Raw genomic sequence first — 23309 nt, forward strand, 5'->3', positions numbered from 1 at the left:
CTAGATAGCCTTCGTCGGATCACCGCCCGGAGCAAGCCCGCTCCCACATTTGATCTTTGGTGTTGCATAGATCCAGTGTGGGAGCGGGCTTGCTCGCGAATGGGTTCAACGCTCAATCAGAGACTGATCGAGGTCGCTTCGAACCGCACCCGCGGATGAGCAATCCGGTCCTGAGCCCGTACCAGTTCCAACTCGTAGCTGGCACAGGCCTGGGTTTCCAGCAGCACCTCATGCACCGCCGACGCCGTGAACTCGAACGCGGCCACCAGGCTGTCGCCCAACAGCACACGGGCCAGGAACAGGCCGGACGTCAGATCGCCCACGCCTACCGGCTGACGCGGGAACGCCAGCAACGGGCGCTGCAAATGCCAGCTGCCTTCGGCCGTCACCAGCAGCATCTCGAAGACCTCTGCCGACTTGCCTGGGTAGTCCAGGTGCTTGACCAGTACTGCTTTCGGGCCACGCACCAGCAATGCACGCGCCATTGCCAGGCAATCGAACAGCGATTGCGGCTTGCGCCCGGAGAAGCTGTCCAGCTCCAGCTGGTTCGGGCACATGAAGTCCGCCACGGCGGCGGCCTCTTCCAACAGAAAATCACTGACTTCCGCCGGAACACTGCAGCCCTTCTCCGGATGCCCCATGACCGGGTCACACAGGTACAGCGCCTTGGGATTCATCGACTTGATCCGCGCCACACCCGTCAGGATCGCCCGGCCCTGGGCCGCACTGCCGAGGTAACCGGAGAGCACCGCATCGCAGTTGCCCAGTTCGCCAATCGCCGCAATGCCTTCGACCAGGTCGGGGATCTGGTGCGGCGCCAGCACTTCACCGGCCCACTGGCCGTACTGGGTGTGATTGGAGAACTGCACAGTGTTGAGCGGCCAGACATTCACCCCGACCCGTTGCATCGGGAAAACCGCGGCACTGTTGCCGGCGTGACCGAATACCACGTGGGACTGGATAGCGAGCAAATGCGGTGTACGTTTCATGCGGTGGATTTCCGTAAAACGATTGAAATTCTAGCCGCGCAGTATGCGACTAAACACAGCCTGTACGACAGACCAGCGACGCAGTTAAGCTGACACTATCTTGTTGGAGCACCCTGTTGATGCTGACCCTTGGAAATATATTCGTGCTGATGCTGTTCGCCACTGCCGGCGCATGGCTATGGCACAACCACGGCTTGCGCGAGCGCGCGCTGGAGCGGGTAAAACAGCATTGCGGCAAGCTCGGGATCGAATTGCTCGACGGCAACGTGGCCTTGAAAAGAATCGCGTTCATCAAGGATGCCAGTGGTCGGCGACGCCTGGCCCGTGTGTATAACTTCGAATTCACCGTGACCGGCGAAACCCGCCACAACGGCACCATCACCCAGTTCGGCGCTCACAGCGCACAGATTGAGCTGGCGCCCTACCCGGTCCCGTTCGACGAAACCGAACCGGTGGTCGACGTGGCGAAGCCTCGTGCGGAAGTGATCGAGCTGAGCCAGTGGCGTCAGGACCATACCAAGTGGCGGCCTTGAGCCGTTAACCCGATCCGGATCGGCACGCTGCCAGCTCACGCTGCAGCCGTTCTGCATTCTGCGCCTCACTGAAAATCAGCTCGATACGCGAATCCTGCCGCCATTCACTGGGCTGCCAGTCCAGCGCCGAGTTATCCACCGCGTTCGCCGAGATCCAGCCGTGGGTACTGTGGATAACCAGCTTTGCCCGCCTCCAGGCAAGGCATTCAAGCCACCGGCCAACCAGAGTGGCATCAAACACCTGGCTTGGGTGCCAACGCCATCCGATGCTCCAGCCTCCGTCCTGTTCCTGACTCAAGCAAATGGGCAATGCGGGATCGCTCCAGACCGCCGGCAGCTGCGCCAATCCCTTGGGCAAGATGAAGTTATCCACACCTGCCCGCGCTTTGGCATTCAGCCCCGGCAGCTCGCTCAAGGGTAAAGCCGCCTGTTGCGTCCAGCACAGGGGGAGCGGCGGCAATTGCCCGGCGATCCGCTGGCGACTGTCTTCGTCGAGACCTTCAGACTTGTTCAACAGCAGCAGTCCCGCATGGCCCAGCGCTTGCTGTTGAACATCCGGCAGCGGTTTGCCAGCGGCGAGCGACTGGGCATCCAACACCAGCACACAAGGCTGGACAGCCAACACACCTTGCCACGGTGCTTCGCTCAATTGTCTGAGCAACTGCGCCGGATGCCCCAACCCGGAGGGCTCGATGAACAATCGATCCGGTTGCGCCTTGCGCAATAAGCGCCCAAGACCAATCTGAAACGGCGCACCGTTGACGCAACACAAGCAGCCCCCGGCCACTTCCCCCAGTGCGATACCATCGGCGTCCCGGGTCAGTAGTGCAGCGTCGAGACCGATCTGGCCAAACTCGTTGATCAACACCGCCCACCGCTCGCCAGCCGGGCGCTGGGCCAGCAGGTGCTTGATCAGGCTGGTCTTGCCGGCGCCCAAGGGGCCGGCAATGACATGAGTGGGGATATTCTGCAGCATGGTTGATGATTTCTGAGGAGGTGGTGGATGCGGTTGATCGGCTTGTCGTTGCTCCTGGCACTCGTTTCAGGCGAGGCGCTGGCCCAGGCTTGTGTGGTTCACAGCCAGGGCGAGCGACTTGATGTCCAGGTTTGCCAGCAGAACCGCAACATCCCGCCAAAACTCTTCGCCGATGGTTTCTGCCAACCGAAACTGGCGGGGCAGAAAGTCGATGTGCAGTATGTCGATCAATGTCCCGGCGGCGCATTTGGTATCTGCAGCAACGCCCAAGTTGCCAATATGCCCTACCGACAGGATATTCACTATTACGGCGTTGCCACCGACGCGGCGTATTTGCAGCCGTACTGCGAGGCCCAGAGCCAGGGCACCTGGCTCAAGCCTTGAAGCGCCAATAGTGGATCAGGCAGCCTCTTCATACCAAGGGCCGAATGGATCAGGCAGCAAACGCCAGCCCTCTACCCCCAGCGCCATTTCCTCATCGGTCAGCAGGCATGCGTCCAGCTCGGCCGTGAGTTGCGTGAAGTCGATGTTCTGGCCGATGAACACCAGTTCCTGGCGACAGTCCCCGCTGTCAGCGGTCCAGTTTTTCATGATCCCGGTGGTACTTTCTTCGTCCTGGGGCCATTGGTTTTTCGGTACGAAACGCCACCAGCGCCCGGCAAAGCCATAGCGCATCAATCCACCGGCCTGAGACCAGCTGCCGGCGTCCATGTGCTTGCTCGCCAGCCAGAAGAAGCCCTTGGAGCGCAGCAGCTTGCCGTTGTCCCAAGGACCGTCGATGAAGTTGAAGAAACGCTGTGGATGGAACGGCCGGCGAGCCCGGTAAGCACTGGAAGCGATTCCGTATTCTTCGGTTTCCGGCACGTGTTCGCCGCGCAACTCCTGCAACCATCCCGGCGCCTGGGCAGCCTTTTCGAAGTCAAAACGACCGGTGTTGAGAATCTTGTTCAAGGGGATTTCTCCCATCGCCATCGGAATGATTTCCGCCCGGGCGTTGAGCCGCTCAAGAATGGCGATCAATTCTTCGCGCTGGTGTTTGCTGATCAAGTCGATCTTGCTGAGCAAAATCACATCGGCGAACTCGACCTGCTCGATCAACAGATCGGTAATCGAACGTTCGTCTTCCTCCCCAAGGGTTTCTCCTCGGGAAGCCAGGCTTTCGGCAGCCTGGTAATCGAGCAGGAAGTTCATGCCATCGACCACCGTGACCATGGTGTCGAGACGGGCGATGTCGTTGAGGCTCTGGCCGTCTTCATCGCGGAAAGTGAAGGTTTCCGCCACCGGCAGCGGTTCGGAAATACCGGTGGACTCGATCAGCAGATAGTCGAAGCGACCGTCCCTGGCGAGTTGACTCACCTCCTCCAGCAAGTCTTCACGTAACGTACAGCAAATACACCCGTTACTCATCTCCACCAACCGTTCTTCAGCGCGATTAAGGCTGACATCACGCTGGACTTCGGTGCCATCGACGTTGATTTCGCTCATATCGTTGACGATGACTGCAACTCGCAACCCATCACGATTACGTAGTATGTAATTAAGAAGTGTACTCTTTCCGGCGCCTAGAAAGCCGGAGAGAACGGTCACGGGGAGTCGATTGGACATCTGCATATTCCTCACAGGGATGCCCGGTCGCTGTGTCGGGCCTACACAATGTTATACTGTAACAACACAAATAAACCATCCCCTCTTGCCCGGCAGGGAAAAGGACAGGATGCTGAACACCGCTCCCCTCGTGAGAAAGCCCATGCGCAACGCCCTTAAACCTGCATTGATCATGCTTTCCCTGCTGATGGCGGCCAACGCGGCGGCCCAGATCCCGAGCCTGGCCAAATGCACCCGCAGCGCCAATCTGCTGGCCTGCGTGGATGCAGATGGCAACGCCTACAGCGTCAACACCGCCGGTAGCACCCTCTATCTGCGGGGTTTCGAAACGGCCGGAAAACGCTATTGGGCGCAGACCAACAGTCGCTACGGCCAGCTAACGTTTTTCACCGGTATCGCTTCCGATGGCGAGGCCTGGGTCGGCTACAACCGGCGCGTCGGCTGGACCACGATCAACCGGTTTTCCAGCTCCGGCGGAAGCAGCGCCAGGTTCACCTGCAGCCGGATCGCTGGCTGTTAGGCCGGCTTGTTTTTCTGCTCCTGCTGCCAGGCGAGGTAGCTGTTGATTGGCGGATTTTTCTGAAAGTAGCGCTGTAACCCTTCGAACAAGCCGTCAGCCACCGCCTGCTGATGGCGTGCGGTCACCAGCCGCTGACTGTCGCGGGCATTGGAGATGAAGCCGGTTTCCACCAGGATCGACGGCACATCCGGCGACTTCAACACCGCGAATCCGGCCTGCTCTACACGCTTCTGATGCAAGGTGGTGATGCCCGCTAGGCTACCGAGCACGGTATTGCCCAGCGCCAGGCTGGCGGCGAGGGTGGCGTTCATCGACATATCGAGAATGACACCGGCGAGCATCGGATCCTTGTCCTTGAGATTGAGCAGGCTCGTCGCGCCCAGCAAGTCCGCGCCGTTCTCTCGTTGCGCCATGAAGCGCGCAGTGGCGGAGGTCGCCCCACCTTCGGACAGGCAGTACACCGACGCGCCTGATGCCGTGAGACGCGGTGCCGCATCGGCATGCACCGAGATGAACATGTCGGCATTGTGCTTGCGGGCGATGTCCACGCGCTTGCGCAACGGCACGAAGAAATCGTCATTGCGCACCAGTTTCACGTCGAAGCCTTTTTCGCGTTTCAGACGTTTGGCCAGCAACTGAGCGATGGACAGCACCACGTCTTTCTCACGCTCGCCCTTGGCCCCGATCGCCCCTGGATCCTTGCCACCATGGCCGGGATCGACCACCACGATGATGTCGCGCATGGGATGGGCCTTGGCCGTGGCCACTGCTGGCGCTACAGGAGACGGCGATGGCAACGGCGCGCTGGTTTTCAGATCTAGCACCAGCCGGTGTCCCTGCCCATCCTGGGGCGGCAACAGGAAGCTGTTGAGCAGTACCGGCTCACGGAGGTCGAGGACGATCCGCGTATCGCCCCTGCCGAAATGCCCGGATCGAATCGAACGGATCACGCCATCGCCCAGGGCCAGCTGACTGAAATCGCCGCCGAGGCCGGCGCCACTGAGGTCGATGATCAGCCGCTCCGGGGCACTCAATGAGAAGGTCTTGTACTGCACGGGTCCGCTCAGATCGAACACCAGCCTGAGCTTCCCGTCCGAGCGCCAGAGCCGTGCATTACGAATTTGCGTAGCCGCCGCGCCGAAGGGTAAAGCGAAGGCCGCGCTGGCCAGAATCAGGTTGAGCAATTGGCGTCTGTGCATGATGAAGGCCTGTTCATGAAAAAGGCATCGTCGAGTTTGTTGTTATACTATAACATGACAAATTAACTCCCACGATGGACCTGCTCATGAATGCGCTGACTCTGCCGGATATCGCCGCGCAGGCCTCACGCCAAGCCCTGCCACTGGAGTGGGTGGGCATGTGCGGCATTGCTCTTCCCGTTTTGTTTGATGGCCAACGACTGAATGCAAAGGCCGATGCCGGCGTGAGCCTCGACGATGGCAACGCGCGCGGCATTCACATGTCACGGCTCTATCTGGCGCTTGAATTGCTGGAGCAGGAAAGCCTTTCACCGGTTTTATTGCGGCGGGTTTTGCAGCGCTTTCTTGAGAGTCATGAAGGGCTATCCAGCAGCGCACACCTAACCATTCATGCCGATTTGTTGCTGAAAAGGCCGGCGCTGATCAGTCCACTGGCCGGCTGGAAAAGCTATCCAGTCCGCATCGAAGCGCGTTTGAAAAACGCAATGTTCCACGTGGAACTAAAAATAGACGTGCCTTATTCCTCAACTTGCCCGTGTTCCGCGGCCCTTTCTCGACAGTTGATTCAGCAGCAGTTCGTCGATGACTTCGCCAACAAGCCCCTGCAACACGCCGACGTTTTAGCCTGGCTCGGCTCCACGAACGGCATAGTCGCTACACCTCACAGCCAACGCAGCAGTGCAAAGTTGCGTGTACGGCTGGCTGATTTTTTGGACGAGTTACCTCTGATCGCCGTCATAAACGACGCCGAAGCCGCACTCGGCACCGCCGTACAAACAGCGGTAAAACGCGCCGACGAACAGGCCTTCGCCCTGGCCAATGGTCAGAACCTGATGTTCTGCGAAGACGCCGCACGCCGTTTGAATTTGGCCCTCAAGCGCTCCACAGGCATCAACGCCTTCCACATTCGAGTCACTCACGCCGAAAGCCTGCACGCCCACGACGCCGTAGCCGAAAGCCGTTTCAACTGGGAGGCCGCATGATTGCTTGCCACGCTTTGCGCTGGGGCGCACCGGGGCAGCCACTCACGCCCGCGCTGGACTTCGAACTGTCGAAGGGCAGCCTGACCGCCATCATCGGTGCGAACGGTTCCGGGAAAAGCAGCTTGTTGAAGGTCATCGCCGGCTTGCAAAAACCGTTGGCCGGAAAGGTGCGACTGGGTGTTCCTCTCAAGGGCGGTGTGTCGTTCCTGCCCCAGCAACAACACCTGGACAGGCAATTTCCGATCAGCCTTCAGGCATTGGTGGCCGCCGGCTTCTGGGGCAACAAACAGTCACCGCAGATCCGTAGCCAACGACTGAACACCGTCCTCGAAAACTGGTGCCTGAACGGCCTGGAAGATCGACCCTTGATGGCCCTCTCCGGCGGCGAATTGCAACGCGCCCTGCTCGCCCGATTGAGCCTGACCGATGCCCCCTTGCTGTTGCTCGACGAACCCCACGCGGCCCTCGATGAACTCGGCCAGGCATTGCTCTGGAAGCACATACACGATTGGCACCTCGAAGGCCGGACACAGGTGGTCGTGTGCCATGACCTCGCCGCTGTCCGCGAGCACATCCCACACACGTTGCTGATCAAAAGCAGTGGTTGCGCATTCGGCCCTAGCGCCGAACTGATCGGCCAACCACCACAAGCGCAGGTGGCCTAATGATCGCTGCCGCGCATCTTTGGCAACCGTTCCACGAGTTCGTCTTCATGCGTCGGGCGCTGCTCGGTGGTTTGCTCCTGGCGTGCAGTACGGCGCCCCTTGGGGTGTTTCTGATCCTCAGACGCATGAGCCTGATCGGCGATGCGGTCGCGCACGGCATCCTTCCCGGTGCGGCCCTGGGTTTCTGGTTTGCCGGGTTGAGCCTCCCTGCGCTGACCATCGGTGGCCTCGGTGCCGGCCTGAGCATGGCCGGCCTTGCAGCCTGGGTTACGCGACGCACCGGTCTGCGAGAGGACGCCAGCCTCGCGGCGATCTACCCGATTTCCCTGGCCGGTGGCGTGCTGATTCTCGGCATCGCCGGCAAACGCCTGGACCTGTTGCACCTGCTGTTTGGCTCGGCGCTGGCGGTCGACGGACCGACCTTGACCGGCATGCTTTGGGTCTCGGGCCTGAGCCTGATTGCCATGGTGCTGATCTACAAGCCACTGCTGCTCGACACCCTCGACCCGCTTTTTCTGCAAACCGTCAGCCGACTCGGCCCACTGGCCCACGGCGTGTTCCTGACGCTGGTGGTGTTGAATCTGGTCATCGGTTTCCAGGCGATCGGCGCGTTGATGGTGGTCGGCCTGATGATGTTGCCTGCCGCCGCGGCGCGTTTCTGGAGTCGCCGCCTGCCGGTGCTGATCGTCGTCGCCGCCCTGCTCGGCAGCCTCTCGGTGTGGCTCGGTTTACTCATCTCGTTCTATTACTCGCTGCCCAGTGGCCCGGCAATCGTGCTGGTGGCCGGCGGTGGGTATCTGCTGTCCGTGGTGTTCGGGCCGGTGCACGGCTTGCTGCGCCGCCCGCCTTTGCTCACATCCTAATGAGGTGTTACCCGATGCGCGCTTTACTCGTACTGTTCAGCTTGATGGTGTCGATGTCACTGTCTGCCGCCGAAAAACTTCAGGTGGTCACCAGCTTCAGCATCCTTGCCGACATGACCCGACAGGTCGGCAAGGATCATATCCAGATCACCAACATGGTCGGCCCGGACGCGGATGCCCATACCTACGAGCCGACACCGGACGACGCTAAAGCGCTGCTCAAGGCCAGGCTCATCATTAAGAACGGCCTGGGTTTCGAGCCCTGGCTGGATCGCCTGGTGACGAGTACCGAGACCAAGGCGCCGGTCATCAGCGCGAGCCACGGCGTCATCCCGCGCAGCCTGGATGAAGACGGCGAAACCGTTCCCGACCCGCATGCCTGGCATAACCTGGCGAACACCGAGCTGTACATCGCCAACATCACCAAGGCGCTGATCGCCGCTGACCCGGCGAATACCGCCGACTATAAGCGCAACAGCCAGGCGTATCTGAAACAGGTCTATGCCTTGCTCGCCGAAGCCAAGGCCAAACTCGGTTCACTGCCACCGGGCAACCGCAAGATCGTGACCTCCCATGACGCCTTCGGTTATCTCGGCCAAGCCTACGGCATCGAGTTCATGGCGCCTCAAGGCCTGTCCACCGAGCGCGAACCTTCAGCCGCCGAAGTGGCTGCACTGATCACCCAGATTCGTCAGGCCAAGGTCAAGGCGGTGTTCATGGAAAACATCAAGGACGCCCGCCTGCTCAAGCAGATCGCGGATGAAAGCGGCGCGCAGATTGGCGGCACCCTGTACTCCGATGCCTTGGCGGCGAGTGGTCCGGCCAGTACCTTCACCGGGTTGTTCGAGTACAACCTCAACACCCTGTACAACGCGTTGAGCAAGCCATGATCCGCAAGAATCCTTCCGGAGATTTACCGCTGATTGCCGAGTCGGCCTACGTCGACAAGACGGCGATCATTTGCGGCAAAGTGGTGATCGGCGAGAACGTGTTCATCGGGCCCTATGCCGTGATCCGTGCTGACGAAGTCGATGACTCGGGCGACATGCAGCCGATCACCATCGGCGCCAACTCGAACATCCAGGACGGCGTGGTGATCCACTCCAAATCCGGTGCGGCGGTGACCATTGGCGAGTTCAGTTCCATCGCCCACCGCTCGATCGTGCATGGCCCCTGCACCGTGGGCAATCGAGTGTTCATTGGCTTCAACAGCGTGCTGTTCAACTGCGCGGTCGGTGACGGTTGCGTGGTGCGGCACAACTCTGTGGTCGACGGTCGTGACCTGCCTGAGGCCTTCTACGTGCCCTCCACCACGCGGATCGGCCCCAACACCGACCTCTCGCAATACCCGCCGGTGAGCGTCAGTGCCTCGGAGTTTTCCGAAGACGTGGCGCGCACCAACGTCGACCTGGTGCGCGGCTACAAAGCCCTGCAAAACGAGTTCTGAAGCGGGTGGCCAAAAACAGCCATCGTGTCAGGACAAATTGCCTGGCACGACAAACGTCTTAATGTTTGCCCCTACGGTTTATGCGATAACGCTCGTTAGAAGCACGTGAGTACGCCGACCATGATCCAGATCACCCTGCCCGATGGTTCATTGCGTGAATACGATCAGCCACTGTCCGTGCACGAGGTGGCCGCCAGTATCGGCGCCGAACTGGCCAGTGCGGCCGTAGCGGGCCGAGTCAATGGTGTACTGGTGGACTGCGAATACATGATCGAGGCGGATTCCCGGGTCAGCATTGTCACCCCCCGGGAGCCGGACGGCCTGGAGATCCTGCGCCGCTCCTGTGCATTGATGCTGGCCATGGCGGTCAAGCAACTCCACCCTCATGCACAAATGCGTGCGGGAAAGGAATTGGGTGACGGTTTCTTTTACGAGTTTACAGTCGAGCAACCGCTGACCCCGGCAGACCTGCCTCTCATCGAAGCGCGCATGCAGTCACTGGCAGCGACCAATCACTCGATCCGTCGACGGCCGGTGCGCGAAGCAGTGCCGCTGTACCGTCTGGGGGACACCGAGTACCAGAGCCATGGACCGCACGTCCCCACCACAAAAGTCTTGCAGGCGTTTGCCCTTGATCACATCAGCGGCACGGTGCAACAACGGATCTATGGCACCTGCTGGTCCAGCCATCAGGAACTGCAACACTGGCGCGTTCCACCTCACGTGGTTGTCGTGAGCATGGATGACCGCCAGGCGACTTATGCACAAGCGGTGACCGAATCCTTGCGCCAAAAAGGCGTGCGCGCCAAGGCCGACCTGCGAAACGAAAAAGTCCGCTACAAGATTCGCCAGCACAGCCAGACCGTGCCGTACCTGGTTGTGGTTGGTGAAAAAGAACAGGCTGGGGGGTTCGTCAGTGTGCGCAGTCGCACGGGGGAGGATTTTGGCCGGATGGCTGTCGAGGCTGCGTGTGAGTGGTTGAGTCGGCCGGGGATGATCTAGGGAGGCTGGAAGGACGCCTTCGCGAACAAGCCCGCTCCCACACTGGATCTGTGGTGTTCACAAAACCAATGTGGGAGCGAGCCTGCTCGCGAAGCTTTTTTAAGCTCTTGGCTTCACAGTGCCGCAATCCTGCCCCAGCCAGACGGCGCGGGATTCAAGGCTGCCCTTCTGCTGAAGGCCGGTGGCGTTGAACGTCCCGTTGACCTTGGTGGTGAACTCGCGATCACTGAGGAACGTCGCCACGCCGGCACCCTGGGCTCTCGGGCAACTGAAGCGGAATTTCCACTGATTGCCGGAGCGGTCGGTAATTTCCTGTTTGCAGCCCGACTGCGGATCGGTCAGCGGAATGTTGTCGGTCTTGACCTGTTCCGGGGTCAGGCACGCCCGGATCCCTTTACCCCCCACGGTGATGCCCTGTTTTTCCAGCAATGCACGCTGCTCAGGGGTCATCTGGCTCTGGAGTTGACCGAGGATCAATTGCAGGTCCGGCATATTCTGCTCGTCGACCTTCATGTTGCTCGTGGTCAGCTCCCACAATCCTGGTTGCAGCATTTGCGCGTGAGCCGCCACAGGAAGCGCCAAACCCAGTGCCATGGCCAAACCCAGCAGACGAACGTTCATCGAGTAACTCCTGATCAGTAGTGGCCGTTAGACGTCAGCCGCTGGCTTCGGTTCATGGGCGAATTAATTAGCGACATTCTGCACGGAACATGGTCTGTTAAGCACTGAATCTTCAGGAGCAAGGCAGCCCCCATGGATTATTTCGGACCGCATATTTTCGGTTATACCATCGCCCTGTTGCACTCGCTGGGCTTGATCGCGGCCATACACGCCGTGTTGACCGTCCGTACCGCCCAAGGCTCGATCGCCTGGGCCCTGTCGCTGTTTTTTATCCCTTACTTCACGCTGATTCCGTACTTGATGTTCGGCCGCAGCACCTTTGATGGCTACATCAAGGCCCGGCGGCAGGCCAACGAGGAGATGCGCAAGGCTGTTTCCGAACTCAACTGGCGACCCTGGGTAGAAGAAGCCCTCACCGCCCGCGCTTCTTCTGCCTACGCCTCACTCAGAGCGATGCCCAAGCTTGGACACATGCCCTGCCTGGCCAATAACCAGACGCGGCTGTTGATCAACGGCCAATCGACATTCGACGCCATTTTCGATGCCATCAGCCAGGCGAAAGAAGCCGTGCTGATCCAGTTTTTCATCGTCCACGACGACCGCCTCGGCCAACGGCTGCAGACTTTGCTGTTGAAGAAAGCCGCCGAAGGCGTGGCGATCTACCTGTTGTATGACCGCATCGGCAGCCACTCCCTGCCCAACGGCTATGTGCAGTCCTTGCGTGATGGCGGGGTCGAGGTCAAGGCTTTTGGCCCCCGTAGTGGCTGGTTCAATCGCTTTCAGGTGAACTTCCGCAACCATCGCAAGATAGTGGTGGTGGACGGCATTCTCGGCTTCGTCGGCGGGCACAACGTCGGTGATGAATACATGGGCGAGAAACCGCCCCTGGCCCCTTGGCGCGATACCCACGTGCAAGTGCGCGGACCAGTGGTGGCGTGCATGCAGGAATCTTTCGCTGAAGACTGGTTCTGGGTGGCTCATGCCCTGCCGCCACTGATCCTGCCCGAGGTTTATCCGGAAGACGGCGTGCTGTGCCAGTTGCTCGCCAGCGGGCCGGCAGACCCCTACGAAACCTGTTCTCTGTTCTTTGTCGAAGCGATCCATGCGGCAACGGAACGGGTCTGGATCACCAGCCCGTACTTCATCCCCGATGAAGCCGTGTTCGCAGCGTTGCGCCTGGCGGTACTGCGCGGTGTGGATGTGCGCCTGCTGTTGCCGTCTCGGCCCGACCATCGAATCGTCTACGCCGCCTCCAGCCTCTACGCTTTCGAAGCCGTGCGCGCCGGTGTGCGGGTGTTCCGTTACGAGCCCGGATTCCTGCACCAGAAAGTGGTGTTGATCGACCGTGAAATCAGCGCCATCGGCAGCGCCAACCTGGACAACCGTTCGTTCCGGCTGAATTTCGAAGTGATGTTGCTGACCGTCGACAGCGCCTTTGCCACCGAGGTGGAACAGATGCTCAACGATGACTTCGCCAACGCCCACGAAATCGCCAAAGGAGAAGGCCGGGAGACCCACCGCCTGCAGCAGGTCGGCATGCGGGTCGCACGGCTTATTTCGCCGATTCTCTAGAGGTAGATATCGTCACGAGTCCATGGCAGTTCATGACTGCCATCGGCGTGGGCCTTCACCGCGAGAATCTGGTGCAGGTTGATCCAGCCCCGGGCGAACGCGTAGGCGCAACCGGCCAGGTACAGCCGCCAGATGCGCAGGACTTGTTCCGGTACGAGTCTGGAGGCCGCTTCGAGGTTGTCTTCCAGGCGTTCGCTCCAGTGATCGAGCGTGCGAGCGTAGTGCAGGCGCAAGCTCTCCACGTCGACGATTTCAAGCCCCGCCTCACTGATCTCGGCAGAGATCATCGACAGGTGCGGCAGCTCGCCATTGGGGAACACATATTTCCCGATGAAATCTCCGGCACCACGTCCTACCGGACGGCCATCAGTGTATTTGGCGGTGATCCCGTGGTTCATCACCAGGCCACCCTCTTTCACCGCGCCGAACAAGGTATTGCAGTATTCGGCCAGGTTGGCGTGGCCAACGTGTTCAAACATGCCGACGCTGACCACTTTGTCGAAACGGCCATCCTGCGGCAGATCGCGATAGTCGAGCAGTTGCAGTTCTACCAGGTCCTCCAGGCCCTCCGCTTTCACGCGTTCCCGGGCCAGGGCCAACTGCTCCTTGCTGAGGGTGATACCGAACACTCTCGCGCCAAATTCCCGCGCCGCAAAACGCGCCAATCCGCCCCACCCGCAACCCACATCCAGCAAATATTCGCCGGGCTGCAGGCGCAGCTTGCGGCACAGATGACGGAACTTGGCTTGCTGGGCCTGCTCGAGGCTTTCGCTGCCGGTCTCGAAGTAAGCGCAGGAATACGCCATGTCGCTGTCGAGCCACAGTTGATAGAAAGCGTTGGAAAGGTCGTAGTGGTAGGAAATCGCCTTGGCGTCTGTCTCTTTGTCGTGGGCGCTACGAACCGGCTGATTGTCGTCGTTTTCGTCCAGCAACGCCTGGCTCCATTCATCGCAGACACGGATCACTTCGCTGATGGAGCCTTCGAGTTCCAGTTTGCCTTCGACAAAAGCAGCACCGAGGGCGTCCAGGCTTGGATGGGTAAACTGGGTGACCATTTGTGGGTCCTTGACCACAATAGTGACGCTGGGCGCCGGTCCCAGATTGAGCTCATGACCATCCCAGAGCCTCAGGCGAAGCGGTAATTGCAGATTCTGTAAGGCCGGTGGAAGATGCGCGAGCATGGAGAAGCCCCCTTGTTTCAGACGTCTAAACAGAGGGTAGACCATCTTTGAAAAATAGCTGGCTATCGAATTAATAGCCGATTTCAATGATTCGCGACGCCTACACCTGCCGCCGCGAACGCACAAAATGATGTGCCCTCATCTCCAATGACTACGAACCGGGCGCACAGTTCTAAAAAGTTTAAGCCCCGTGATTACCCGATTTAGAGCATTCGCCTTCAGGTTTCGTCCTTGAGCTTGAGCAACGGTTCCTGGAACCGCAGCAAACGACCGGCATTGCCCAACACCAACAAGGTGCTGAGATTATGCAGCAGCGCCGCAATCATCGCCCCGGCAGCGCCAAGCCAGCCGAACGCGGCGAAGGCCACGATCGCCAAGGTCCAGCCCAATCCGATAATCACATTGACCTGCAACGTCTGGCGGCACTGACGACTCAGGCGCACGCAGGTGCCGAGGCGGCGCAGATCACTGCCGATCAGCACGATGTCTGCAGATGCCAGGGCGATGTCCGCACCGCCCGCGCCCATGGCCACACCGACCACGCCAGCCTTGAGGGCCAGGGAGTCGTTGATGCCATCGCCGACCACCATTGGCCGGAAGCCGCTGTCGATTTCCTTGAGCACACGGTTCAGCTTGTCTTCGGGCAGGGCTTGCGCTTCGACGTAACTGATTCCGACATCCCGAGCGAGCGTTTGCGCAACGCTGTGCCGGTCACCGGTGAGCAACAACTGGCGACCCAATCCGAGGTCGCGCAACTCACCCAAGGCAAATTGCGCCTCGGGTTTGACGCTGTCGGCCAACAACAACCAGGCGAGGAATTCACCGTTGAGCGCCAGCCCTGCAATAGGGCCGTCATGATCGGGAACCTCCGTTGTACTGATGCCCAGTTGCGCAAACAACTCCGGCCGGCCGAGCGCCGCTTCGCCCTGCTCGGTCATTGCCACCACGCCCAAACCCTGGCGCTCATGAATGTCAGAAAGCAGCAGGAAATGCTCCTGGGTCACCAACCCCGCAAGCGCACGGCTGACCGGGTGACTGCTGGCCGAGCCGAGGCTGGCGGCGAGCTTCAGGACATGGCTGCGATCCTCCAACGGACTGTCGATGGATTGCAGGCGCAAGGTGCCGAAGGTCAGCGTCCCGGTCTTGTCGACCACCAGCGAAGTAAGGTCCGCCAACTCTTCAAGGAACGCAGAACTGCGGATCAATATCCCGTGGCGTGCCGCTACCGCTACCCCGGCAATCGCCGTGGCCGGTGCCGACAACACCAACGCACAAGGACAGGCCGCCACCAACACCGCGAGCATCGCTTGAGCGTTGTTGGTGATGAACCAGGTCACGGCGGCCAGCAGCAACACCAGCACCATATAGCTGCCCGCGTAACGCTCAAGCAAACGAGTGATCGGCGGTTTCGAGCGCTCGGCGTTTTGCATCAGGGCGATGACTTTGCCGAGGGTCGATTCCTGGCCGGTGCGGGTCACTTCGATTCGCAGCAGACCGTCGAGGTTGATCGCGCCACCAAACACCGACATACCGACGCCCGCCTCCATCGGTACCGATTCGCCGGTAATGGAGGCGGTGTCCAGGCTGGCCTGGCCGGATAACACCCGACCATCCGCCGGCACCCGGTCCCCCGCCCGCACCTCGACAAAGTCGCCAGCCTTGAGCGTGCCGTTGTCGACTTCGATGATCGAGCCGTCCGCCTGAACCTTGCGTGCATGGCTGCGGGTCAGTTTGCCGAGGGCATGAATCGCCTCCTGGGAACCGATCACGCTGCGCTCCTCCAGCACGTGACCGAAGATCATGATGATCGGCAACAGGGCCGCCGTCAGCAGATCCCCGGTGGCCCAGGCACCCAGCATGGCCAGGGCAATCAATTGATCGGTGATGCCGTGCAGGCTTGGATAGCGCAGGCTGTACCAGGCCGAGCGCATGACCGGTATGGCAACCAGCAGCGAGGCAAAGCCCAGCAGTAGCTGACTGACACCGGTTTGCTCTGGCGCCAGCCAACGCCAGATCAGTCCCAGCGCGAGCAGGCCCAATGCGAGCATGGCCAGGGTCAACTGGCGCGCGGCGCGGAGCTGTTCGGCCGAAGACAACAGGCTCGGTGCGACGGCGGTTTGAGCGGTCATTGTGCAGCTCCCTGAATGATCAGGCGGGAATCGTCTTTGGGGTCGACCGTCGTGACGGAGCCGGCCTGGCCGAGGATTTTCGGTATCCGCTCGCGATAAATGCGCAGCAGCATTTGCGGGTCAGTACCTTGCTGCTGTGCCTTGGCCAGGCTCAACACAGTGGCCGTGTCGGTGGATGCTTTGGCCAGTCGTTCACTGGCCTGAGCATGGGCAACTTGTAGTGTTCTGTCGGCTTGCTCGTTGGCAGTTTGCGTCAGCTTTTCGGCTTCGGTACGCGCATTGGCCACGGCTTTGTCGGCCTGCTGACTGGCTGTCAGGACCGCATTGAAGGCATTGACCGCCGGGCTTGGCAGACTTGATTGCACATCGACCCGCGCCACCTCGATCCCCAATCCCTGCCCCGTCGCCGTGAGTTCGGCAAGACGCTGGTTGATGCCCTGCACCAGATCGCCACGCAAGCGTTCGCGTCTTTCAGCCGCCTGACTGTCAGCGCCGATCAGCTCTGGCCGGGCGACCAGGATGGTGTCCAAATCCCGTGCGGCGGTGAGTGCCACAGCGCTGCGGGTGACCAATCGATCCAGTGCCGGCAACACATGTTCGCCTTGAAGCACGAACGCATAGGGCTCGGTGACTTTGTAGAAAACCCGCACATCCAGTTGCACCACACCGGCATCACCGGTCAGCAGATACCCTGAGCCTGCCAATGCATCACTGATTGGTGTCGCAAAACTGGCCACGCGATCTGCCTGGATTGCGGCACCACTGCGCAACAAACCTTCCACTCGTCGCTCGATCACCCGATCCGCCGCCGGCAACAAAATCACCTGTTCGAACGGTTGCGGCCAGGCCAATAACAGCCCGGCATTCTGAATGCGATCCAGCGCACCGAAATGCAAAACCACCGCACGATTCTGCGGATCGATCTGCCGCACATTGGAAAACGCCCACGCCAATGCCGCCAACACCGTCACCGCGTACAAGGCCAGAAATGCCAAGCGCCCGGCCTGAATCCAGGGGCTGCTCAACTCATTTGTTCCACGTGGAACCAAACTCATGGCTGCGATCCGGATTTGTTGTCGAGGCTCGGCGGACCGTCAACCAACACCCGGAACGGTGCGGCATCGGTGCGCAGAATCAGCTTGGTCCCTGGCGTTACCACCGTGCCCAAGGTGTCGAGCGAGCGCAGCAGGTTGTAAAGCTGCGGCGATCCCGCGTAGGCGCGACCGTAAATCTGCGCTGCTTCCACGCGCGATTGCGCTTCGATATCCGCCGCTTTCACCGTGGCATCGGCCTGCACAATTCGCGCATCACGCTCGGCGGCGGAACGAATTTGCGCGGCTTCACGCTTGCCGATGGCCGTGCGCTCAGTGGCGATGGTTTCACGCTCGGCGCGCATCCGGTCGACCGTCGCCGTGAGCGTCACCGAAGGCAGCGTCAATCGTTCGATACCGACTTGCAACACGCGCACGCCATAAGTGGTGAGCAGCTGCTGATCGATTTGCTTGCGCAGTTGTGCTTCGAAATCGGCAATGCGCACCTGGCTGGCATCGGTATTGACCAGGCTCGCCAGATCAAAACTGCTGGCGGTGGTTTCCAGTGCGGAGCCGACAAAGGTGCGAATCTGCCGCGCGGCTTCATCGGGCTGGTTCTGCACCGCGCGCATGAAACGTTGCACATTGTCCGGATCGCCCTGCACCTGCCACGCCACGTAGGCCTGAACGATGATGCGCAAACCGTCCCGCGTGCCCACATCCTGCAAACCGCTGGACGTGGTGCGCAGTCGCAGGTCCACCGGGATCGCCGCCTCGAACGGTGCCGGCCAGCGCCAACCCAGTCCCGGCTCCAGCAAGACTCGCGATGGATTGCCGAAGCGCGTGATCACTGTGGCTTCACCTGAGCGCACCTGCACCAGGCTTGCGGCAGCGACCGCAAATGCCACCAGCAATGCCGCCCACCCCATCCGACGCCATGGGAATGGACCGGCCTCCTGCGGATCGCCGTGATGATGGTGATGGCCGTGGTGGTGATGCCCGCCATGGCCGTGATCGTGGCCGGCGTGGTCATCGTGATCGTGGGAATGGGACTGGCTCAATTGGCAGCTCCTGGCTGAGCGGTTTTACGCGACGGCGCAGGGTCAACCGGCAGCGTGAAAGTACGGAGGTCGATGGTCGGCGCATTGCTGCTGCCGCCCAGACGATGATCGAGCACCAGCAATCTGGCGTTGGCCAAACCCTGGGACAACTGACTGAAATACTGCTCCAGCACGAAGGCCTGGCCAGCGCTGGCATAGGCTTTCCGCTCGGCGTTGAATTTCAGGTCTGCGGCCTGGGCGCCAGCGTTTATTTCACGGGCACTGGCCGTCGCCTGATCGCGGGCGATGCTGGCCTGCAACTGCGCCTGGTTGGTGGCCTCGGCGGCGGCGCCGCGTTCACGGGCGATCAAGGCTTGCGCGCCAATCTGCGCCGCTTGCACGCCGTGATAGGCATTGGCTGCACCAGCCGGCGGGTGAATCGCCTCGACCACCGTGGCGAGAATCTCTACGCCGCTGTCGAGTTTTTTCAAGTCAGCCTGGACGGCGCGGCCGATTTCTTCGGCCAGCCCTACCCTGTCCTCGCCAAGCAATCCGTCGAGGGTACGCGAGGCGAAGTCGTGAACCAGGATTCGGCTGGCGGTGCTGCGAATCAACATCGGCACATCGGCACTGTTATAGGTCGCAGCCAACGCTGCCTCATCGCTCAGGCCGATGCGATAGACGAAGCGCACGTCCATGTTGACGATCTGAAAGCTCTGCCTGTCGGCTCGGCTGCTGGCGATCACCTGGGATTTGTCGTTCACATGGCTGGCGTCCCACAGGCGATTGGCAATTGCCGGGGCCGGGCCTTCGGCGGGGTCGGCCTGAATGGGGGCTGTGGTTTCGCCAACACTGGTGGCCAACTCGTGAACCACGCCATTCTCGACACTCAACACCCGGCCCAAAGGCCAAGGCAAACCCATATGCAAACCTGGGCCGAACACCTCCACTGGCTTACCGAATCGTTCGTAGATGCCACGCCCTTGCAGGGCAATTTCGTGAATGCCGGTCAGCGACCAGCCAACGAGCGACACCACCGCCAGCACCGGCAGGAACGCCCGACGCATGTAAGTGAAAGCCCAGATCTGCCGCAGATCGATGCCGAAGCGGTTATGCAATTCGTGCTGCAACGCCAGCAATGGCTGTGGTGGCCAGCGCAGCATGTCAGCAATAAAGCTGCGCGCCAACAGCTCTGGCTCAAGGCGGTCGCGGCGCGGGCTGAACAATGACAACACCGCGCGTAGTAACAGTTCTGCCGCCACCAGCCCCGGCAGCAGTCCGATCAACACCGCCAGGCGTACGGGCCATACCGAGGTTTCATCGGCAAACAACAGACAAAAAGCACCGAGCACCAAGCTGATGATCGCCACACGGATCAATTGCGCCAACGTAGCGGCTTCGGGCCATTGCGTGGTGTTCTCCTGCGCCAGATGGCGCTCCATCACCAACAGGCCGAACGCCAGCAGCAAGAAGCACGCTGCCCCGACAGTGGCCGACAGGCCCAACGCTGCCGGGGGCAACGTGAGGTTCCAGGCCTGTTCCACGCCCAATACCGCCAATAATGCCCAGCCGCCAAGCCACAACGTCGGCGCGCCGATTTGCCCGAGCAAGTGCTGCGATTGCCGGCCGATCCGGTCCAGCAAGCGTTCATACCACCCCGAAGGCACGACAGATTCGTCGACAACAACCACCGGGACTTCGGGATTCATGGCGCGGGCACGCCACTGGGCTACCCACCAGGCCGATTGCGAACCCGCCATCAACACCACAGACGCCGCGCTCAGGTTCAGCAACAACGCTGGCCACAGTGTTTGCGACGAAAACAGTCCGGCAAAAAACGCCAGCAGCACACCCACCGTCGCGAATACGCCCGCGCCGATGGCGAACTGGCGCAAACGCCGCCCTTGAATGAACGCCTGCTGAAAGCGCGGCAACCCGGCTAACGGCGTTTCATCAACATCGAGATCGACTTGCATACCACCCCAGAGTGTCTTCGCTTACAGGACAATTCGTTACGATATAACGAAAATGGTGAAATTTCCGTATTCAAGCGCGCTATCTAAAGATGCCCATCCTGTCGCTTACCTGAAGCCTTGACCGAAATGAGGCACAATGCACATATTACGTTCGTAATTTTATCCAGGAACTACTTTTACCCATCCTTTCCCCTTTCGATCCAGGAGTACATCCATGAGCACTTATGACGTCGTGATACTCGGCGGAGGCCCCGGTGGTTACAACGCGGCGATCCGCGCCGGACAACTGGGTCTGAAAGCTGCCTGCGTAGAAGGACGCGCCACACTCGGCGGCACCTGCCTGAACGTTGGCTGCATGCCTTCCAAGGCGTTGCTGCATGCCTCCGAACTGTACGACGCCGCCATGGGTGCGGAATTCGCCAACCTGGGGATCGACGTCAAACCCAGCCTCAACCTCGCCCAGATGATGAAGCAAAAGAATGAAAGCGTTACCGGGCTGACCAAAGGCATCGAGTTTCTTTTCCGCAAGAACAAGGTCGACTGGATCAAAGGCTGGGGCCATATCGACGGGCCGGGCAAAGTCACGGTGACCGATAGCGCCGGCGGCATGACCGAGTTGAGCGCCAGGGACATCATCATCGCCACCGGTTCCGAGCCCACGCCCCTGCCCGGTGTAGACATCGATAACAAACGCATCCTCGACTCCACCGGCGCCCTGGCACTGACCGAGGTGCCCAAGCATCTGGTGGTGATCGGCGCTGGCGTGATCGGCTTGGAACTGGGTTCGGTCTGGCGACGCCTTGGGGCGCAGGTCACGGTGGTCGAGTTTCTCGACCGGATCTGCCCCGGCGTGGACATCGAAGCCGGCAAAACCCTGCAACGGTCACTGAGCAAGCAAGGCTTGAGTTTCAAATTGAGTTCCAAAGTGACCAGCGCCACCAGCTCCGCCAATGGCGTTCAGCTCAGCATCGAGCCTGCCGCTGGTGGTGCCGCAGAGTTGCTGGAAGCCGATTATGTGCTGGTGGCCATCGGGCGCCGACCTTATACACAGGGCCTGGGCCTGGAGAACGTCGGCCTCGCCACCGACAAGCGCGGCATGCTCGCCAATAAAGGACATCGCACCGAAGCCGCCGGGGTCTGGGTGATTGGAGACGTAACCTCAGGTCCCATGCTCGCCCACAAGGCCGAGGACGAAGCCATGGCCTGCGTCGAGCAGATCGTCGGCAAGGCGGGCGAGGTCAATTACAACCTGATTCCCAGTGTCGTCTACACCAAACCGGAACTGGCCAGCGTCGGCAAGACCGAAGAGCAACTCAAGGCGGAAGGCCGGGCGTACAAGGTCGGCAAGTTTCCCTTCACCGCCAACAGCCGGGCGAAGATCAACCACGAAACCGAAGGCTTCGCCAAAGTGCTGGCCGATGAGCGCACGGACGAAGTCCTCGGCGTGCATCTGGTCGGCCCGAGCGTCAGTGAAATGATTGGCGAATACTGCGTGGCCATGGAGTTCAGCGCCTCGGCCGAAGACATCGCCCTGACCTGCCACCCACACCCGACCCGCTCCGAGGCCTTGCGCCAGGCGGCGATGAATGTGGAGGGGATGGCGACGCAGATGTAAGACCCGAAGGACTTGGAGTGACAGATCTATCGCATTCGCGAGCAGGCTCGCTCCCACAAGGTTTGCGCTGTACCTGTGGGAGCGAGCCTGCTCGCGATGCAGACGACTCGGTCTAGAGCGGTAAATGCTCCAGCGGCAACACCCCCGGGGCCTTCACCGTGTGAATCGCAAAGTTGCTGCGGATGTCACTCACCCCCGGCAGCTTCAGCAATCGCCCGGTGAGAAACCGGTCATAGGCGCGCAAGTCCGGCACCACCACCTGCAGCAGAAAATCCGACTCCCCTGACACCAGAAACGCCGAAATCACCTCGGGCAATGCCGTTACCGCCAGGCGAAAGGCTTCGGCTTGTTCATCGTTATGACGCTCGACCTTGACCCCGACAAACACCGTCAGCCCCAATCCCACTTCATCGCGATCAAGATTGGCCTGGTAGCCGCGAATCACCCCCGCCTCTTCAAGCATCCGAACCCGACGCAAGCATGGCGATGCCGACAGGCCGATCTCGTCTGCCAGTTGCACGTTGCTCAGGCGGCCATCCCGTTGCAGCGCGGCGAGAATCTTGCGGTCGTAGGCGTCGAGTTTCATGGTTTGGCAGATCCTGATGGTTCAATCTTGATTAAGTGGCAGATTATGCCAATACACGACCCGATAGAAGCTGACAACGCAAGCACCTGCCCCGCCCTCCAGCCCTAGACTGGTACGACCAAATCGACAACGAACGGGGTGCAACATGCAAGGTCTCTGGCTGTTTTTCATGGCACTGGCAGTGGTCTACCTGTTGCCGGGGCCCGACATGATCCTGCTGTTGCAGACCGGTGCCCGCCAAGGCAAAAGCGCCGCGCTGGCCACGGCCGTGGGCCTGGGCATCGCCCGGGGTTGTCATGTGGCATTGGCGGCGCTGGGGCTGGCGGCACTGTTCAAGGCGGCGCCCTGGACCTTCGACGTGGTGCGCCTGGCCGGCGCCGCGTATCTGCTGTGGATCGGCATTCAGTGCCTGCGAACTACGATGCTGCCAAGCCTCACCAGCGCCGACGCAACCGGCGAAAAAACGCGCTGGGGTACAGCCATCCGACGCGGACTGCTGACCAACCTGCTCAACCCCAAGGCACTGCTGTTCTGCTCGGTGCTGCTGCCGCAATTCATCAACCCACAGGCCGGGCCGGTGCTCGGGCAATTTGCGACGTTGGGCGTGGTGCTGGTCGGCGTCGGTTTGCTGTTCGACAGCGCCTACGCTTTGATCGGCGCGGCACTCGGCCGTTGGCTGCAACGCAGCCCCTCAGCCCAGCGCCTGCAACAATGGTTGTTCGGCAGCCTGTTGATCGGTTTCGCCGTGCGGCTGACCTTTGTGCAACAGGCTTGAA

Annotated in this window: 23 protein-coding genes; 12 read left to right on the plus strand and 11 right to left on the minus strand. The window is 60.7% G+C overall.

Annotated elements, in window-relative coordinates; translation table 11 throughout:
- Positions 1–116 precede the first annotated feature (116 nt).
- The gene (gene pdxY, locus KGA96_RS02475; RefSeq protein ID WP_046038853.1) at positions 117–989 is read right to left on the minus strand and encodes a pyridoxal kinase PdxY; all 873 of its coding nucleotides are present in this window, start codon (positions 987–989) and stop codon (positions 117–119) included.
- A 119-nt stretch (positions 990–1108) separates the two neighbouring features.
- Between pdxY and KGA96_RS02480 the strand changes: the two genes are divergently transcribed.
- The gene (locus KGA96_RS02480) at positions 1109–1522 is read left to right on the plus strand and encodes a DUF3301 domain-containing protein (RefSeq protein ID WP_046038851.1); all 414 of its coding nucleotides are present in this window, start codon (positions 1109–1111) and stop codon (positions 1520–1522) included.
- A gap of 4 nt (positions 1523–1526) precedes the next feature.
- Here KGA96_RS02480 and KGA96_RS02485 read toward each other — a convergent pair whose 3' ends face one another.
- Positions 1527–2498, minus strand: coding sequence for a CobW family GTP-binding protein (locus KGA96_RS02485; protein WP_046038850.1), 972 nt, complete (start codon positions 2496–2498; stop codon positions 1527–1529).
- Positions 2499–2525: 27 nt separating this feature from the next.
- Between KGA96_RS02485 and KGA96_RS02490 the strand changes: the two genes are divergently transcribed.
- Positions 2526–2882 (plus strand): hypothetical protein, encoded by a 357-nt coding sequence (locus tag KGA96_RS02490; protein WP_046038848.1) that lies wholly within the window; start codon positions 2526–2528, stop codon positions 2880–2882.
- Positions 2883–2897: 15 nt separating this feature from the next.
- Here KGA96_RS02490 and zigA read toward each other — a convergent pair whose 3' ends face one another.
- Positions 2898–4103 carry a zinc metallochaperone GTPase ZigA gene (zigA, locus tag KGA96_RS02495; RefSeq protein WP_046038846.1) on the minus strand — a complete coding sequence of 402 codons (1206 nt, stop codon included), beginning with the start codon at positions 4101–4103 and terminating at the stop codon, positions 2898–2900.
- A gap of 142 nt (positions 4104–4245) precedes the next feature.
- Between zigA and KGA96_RS02500 the strand changes: the two genes are divergently transcribed.
- Positions 4246–4623 (plus strand): glutamine synthetase, encoded by a 378-nt coding sequence (locus KGA96_RS02500; RefSeq protein WP_223511494.1) that lies wholly within the window; start codon positions 4246–4248, stop codon positions 4621–4623.
- Here KGA96_RS02500 and KGA96_RS02505 read toward each other — a convergent pair.
- On the minus strand, positions 4620–5822 hold the full coding sequence (locus KGA96_RS02505; protein ID WP_223511496.1) for an N-acetylmuramoyl-L-alanine amidase: 1203 nt from the start codon (positions 5820–5822) through the stop codon (positions 4620–4622). The two genes, KGA96_RS02500 and KGA96_RS02505, sit on opposite strands and share 4 nt — an antisense overlap.
- A gap of 86 nt (positions 5823–5908) precedes the next feature.
- Here KGA96_RS02505 and folE2 point away from each other — a divergent pair, with 86 nt between their 5' ends.
- The 6 genes from folE2 to KGA96_RS02535 all read left to right on the plus strand — a co-directional run bounded on the left by folE2 (position 5909) and on the right by KGA96_RS02535 (position 10782).
- Positions 5909–6805: a GTP cyclohydrolase FolE2 gene (gene folE2, locus KGA96_RS02510; protein WP_046038840.1), complete on the plus strand. Its 897-nt coding sequence runs from the start codon at positions 5909–5911 to the stop codon at positions 6803–6805.
- Positions 6802–7470 (plus strand): metal ABC transporter ATP-binding protein, encoded by a 669-nt coding sequence (locus KGA96_RS02515; RefSeq protein ID WP_046038838.1) that lies wholly within the window; start codon positions 6802–6804, stop codon positions 7468–7470. Before folE2 ends, KGA96_RS02515 begins: the two co-directional genes overlap by 4 nt.
- Complete coding sequence (locus KGA96_RS02520; RefSeq protein WP_223465182.1) at positions 7470–8333, plus strand: metal ABC transporter permease; 864 nt, start codon at positions 7470–7472, stop codon at positions 8331–8333. Before KGA96_RS02515 ends, KGA96_RS02520 begins: the two co-directional genes overlap by 1 nt.
- Positions 8334–8347: 14 nt before the next feature.
- Positions 8348–9223 carry a metal ABC transporter substrate-binding protein gene (locus KGA96_RS02525; RefSeq protein ID WP_046038835.1) on the plus strand — a complete coding sequence of 292 codons (876 nt, stop codon included), beginning with the start codon at positions 8348–8350 and terminating at the stop codon, positions 9221–9223.
- Positions 9220–9780, plus strand: coding sequence for a DapH/DapD/GlmU-related protein (locus KGA96_RS02530; RefSeq protein ID WP_046038833.1), 561 nt, complete (start codon positions 9220–9222; stop codon positions 9778–9780). The genes KGA96_RS02525 and KGA96_RS02530 overlap by 4 nt, the downstream gene beginning before the upstream one ends.
- Before the next feature lie 120 nt (positions 9781–9900).
- On the plus strand, positions 9901–10782 hold the full coding sequence (locus KGA96_RS02535) for a His/Gly/Thr/Pro-type tRNA ligase C-terminal domain-containing protein (RefSeq protein ID WP_046038831.1): 882 nt from the start codon (positions 9901–9903) through the stop codon (positions 10780–10782).
- Between the two features lie 99 nt (positions 10783–10881).
- On the opposite strand, the gene KGA96_RS02540 is transcribed toward KGA96_RS02535, so the two are convergent.
- Positions 10882–11403 carry a DUF3617 domain-containing protein gene (locus KGA96_RS02540; protein ID WP_046038829.1) on the minus strand — a complete coding sequence of 174 codons (522 nt, stop codon included), beginning with the start codon at positions 11401–11403 and terminating at the stop codon, positions 10882–10884.
- A gap of 132 nt (positions 11404–11535) precedes the next feature.
- Here KGA96_RS02540 and cls point away from each other — a divergent pair, with 132 nt between their 5' ends.
- The gene (cls, locus tag KGA96_RS02545) at positions 11536–12975 is read left to right on the plus strand and encodes a cardiolipin synthase (protein WP_223511498.1); all 1440 of its coding nucleotides are present in this window, start codon (positions 11536–11538) and stop codon (positions 12973–12975) included.
- On the opposite strand, the gene cfaB is transcribed toward cls, so the two are convergent.
- From cfaB to hflK (KGA96_RS02570), 5 genes are all read right to left on the minus strand, one after another.
- Positions 12972–14156 (minus strand): C17 cyclopropane fatty acid synthase CfaB, encoded by a 1185-nt coding sequence (gene cfaB, locus KGA96_RS02550; protein WP_223455211.1) that lies wholly within the window; start codon positions 14154–14156, stop codon positions 12972–12974. The two genes, cls and cfaB, sit on opposite strands and share 4 nt — an antisense overlap.
- A gap of 218 nt (positions 14157–14374) precedes the next feature.
- Entirely contained in the window at positions 14375–16285 is a 1911-nt protein-coding gene (locus tag KGA96_RS02555; protein ID WP_223511500.1) for a heavy metal translocating P-type ATPase, read from the minus strand.
- Entirely contained in the window at positions 16282–17340 is a 1059-nt protein-coding gene (gene hflK, locus KGA96_RS02560; RefSeq protein ID WP_223511502.1) for a protease modulator HflK, read from the minus strand. The genes KGA96_RS02555 and hflK (KGA96_RS02560) overlap by 4 nt, the downstream gene beginning before the upstream one ends.
- Entirely contained in the window at positions 17337–18377 is a 1041-nt protein-coding gene (gene hflC, locus KGA96_RS02565) for a protease modulator HflC (RefSeq protein WP_046038821.1), read from the minus strand. Before hflC ends, hflK (KGA96_RS02560) begins: the two co-directional genes overlap by 4 nt.
- Entirely contained in the window at positions 18374–20332 is a 1959-nt protein-coding gene (gene hflK / locus KGA96_RS02570; RefSeq protein ID WP_223465178.1) for a protease modulator HflK, read from the minus strand. Before hflK (KGA96_RS02570) ends, hflC begins: the two co-directional genes overlap by 4 nt.
- Before the next feature lie 214 nt (positions 20333–20546).
- On the opposite strand from hflK (KGA96_RS02570), the gene lpdA reads away from it, so the two are divergent.
- Complete coding sequence (gene lpdA / locus KGA96_RS02575) at positions 20547–21947, plus strand: dihydrolipoyl dehydrogenase (protein ID WP_223465177.1); 1401 nt, start codon at positions 20547–20549, stop codon at positions 21945–21947.
- A 112-nt stretch (positions 21948–22059) separates the two neighbouring features.
- On the opposite strand, the gene KGA96_RS02580 is transcribed toward lpdA, so the two are convergent.
- Positions 22060–22533 carry an Lrp/AsnC family transcriptional regulator gene (locus tag KGA96_RS02580; RefSeq protein WP_057712676.1) on the minus strand — a complete coding sequence of 158 codons (474 nt, stop codon included), beginning with the start codon at positions 22531–22533 and terminating at the stop codon, positions 22060–22062.
- Positions 22534–22678: 145 nt separating this feature from the next.
- Here KGA96_RS02580 and KGA96_RS02585 point away from each other — a divergent pair, with 145 nt between their 5' ends.
- Positions 22679–23308 carry a LysE family translocator gene (locus KGA96_RS02585; RefSeq protein ID WP_046038815.1) on the plus strand — a complete coding sequence of 210 codons (630 nt, stop codon included), beginning with the start codon at positions 22679–22681 and terminating at the stop codon, positions 23306–23308.
- Position 23309: the final 1 nt, after the last annotated feature.

This window comes from Pseudomonas sp. GL-R-26, from assembly GCF_019947365.1.
Taxonomy (GTDB): Bacteria; Pseudomonadota; Gammaproteobacteria; order Pseudomonadales; family Pseudomonadaceae; genus Aquipseudomonas.